Raw genomic sequence first — 1,414 nt, 5'->3', positions numbered from 1 at the left:
AACACAGTGGACGCGAGCAACTGAGGACAAGCCCTCGGCCTATTAGTACCGGTCAACTCCACCCATTACTGGGCTTCCATATCCGGCCTATCAACCCAGTCGTCTACTGGGAGCCTTACCCCATCAAGTGGGTGGGAACACTCATCTCGAAGCAGGCTTCCCGCTTAGATGCTTTCAGCGGTTATCCCTCCCGAACGTAGCCAACCAGCCATGCCCTTGGCAGGACAACTGGCACACCAGAGGTTCGTCCGTCCCGGTCCTCTCGTACTAGGGACAGCCCTTCTCAATATTCCTACGCGCACAGCGGATAGGGACCGAACTGTCTCACGACGTTCTAAACCCAGCTCGCGTACCGCTTTAATGGGCGAACAGCCCAACCCTTGGGACCGACTCCAGCCCCAGGATGCGACGAGCCGACATCGAGGTGCCAAACCATCCCGTCGATATGGACTCTTGGGGAAGATCAGCCTGTTATCCCCGGGGTACCTTTTATCCGTTGAGCGACGGCGCTTCCACAAGCCACCGCCGGATCACTAGTCCCGACTTTCGTCCCTGCTCGACCCGTCGGTCTCACAGTCAAGCTCCCTTGTGCACTTACACTCAACACCTGATTGCCAACCAGGCTGAGGGAACCTTTGGGCGCCTCCGTTACCCTTTAGGAGGCAACCGCCCCAGTTAAACTACCCATCAGACACTGTCCCTGATCCGGATCACGGACCCAGGTTAGACATCCAGCACGACCAGAGTGGTATTTCAACGACGACTCCACCATGACTGGCGTCACAGCTTCACAGTCTCCCACCTATCCTACACAAGCCGAACCGAACACCAATATCAAACTGTAGTAAAGGTCCCGGGGTCTTTCCGTCCTGCTGCGCGAAACGAGCATCTTTACTCGTAGTGCAATTTCACCGGGCCTATGGTTGAGACAGTCGAGAAGTCGTTACGCCATTCGTGCAGGTCGGAACTTACCCGACAAGGAATTTCGCTACCTTAGGATGGTTATAGTTACCACCGCCGTTTACTGGCGCTTAAGTTCTCAGCTTCGCCCCACCGAAATGGAGCTAACCGGTCCCCTTAACGTTCCAGCACCGGGCAGGCGTCAGTCCGTATACATCGCCTTACGGCTTCGCACGGACCTGTGTTTTTAGTAAACAGTCGCTTCTCGCTGGTCTCTGCGGCCACCCCCAGCTCACCGAGTAAATCGGATCACCAGAAATGGCCCCCCTTCTCCCGAAGTTACGGGGGCATTTTGCCGAGTTCCTTAACCATAGTTCACCCGAACGCCTCGGTATTCTCTACCTGACCACCTGAGTCGGTTTAGGGTACGGGCCGCCATGAAACTCGCTAGAGGCTTTTCTCGACAGCATAGGATCATCCACTTCACCACAATCGGCTCGGCATCAGGTCTCAG

The 1,414-nt window shown here is 55.9% G+C and carries 1 rRNA gene; it reads right to left on the bottom strand.

From position 1 onward, the window contains the following. Positions 1 to 22: 22 nt before the first annotated feature. Positions 23 to 1,414, bottom strand: a 23S ribosomal RNA gene (locus M1O15_RS31255); the annotation flags it as partial.

The sequence above is a fragment of the Streptomyces lichenis genome (genome assembly GCF_023218175.1).
Classification (GTDB): Bacteria; Actinomycetota; Actinomycetes; order Streptomycetales; family Streptomycetaceae; genus Streptomyces; species Streptomyces lichenis.
This window is presented reverse-complemented; position numbering and strand designations above follow the sequence as displayed.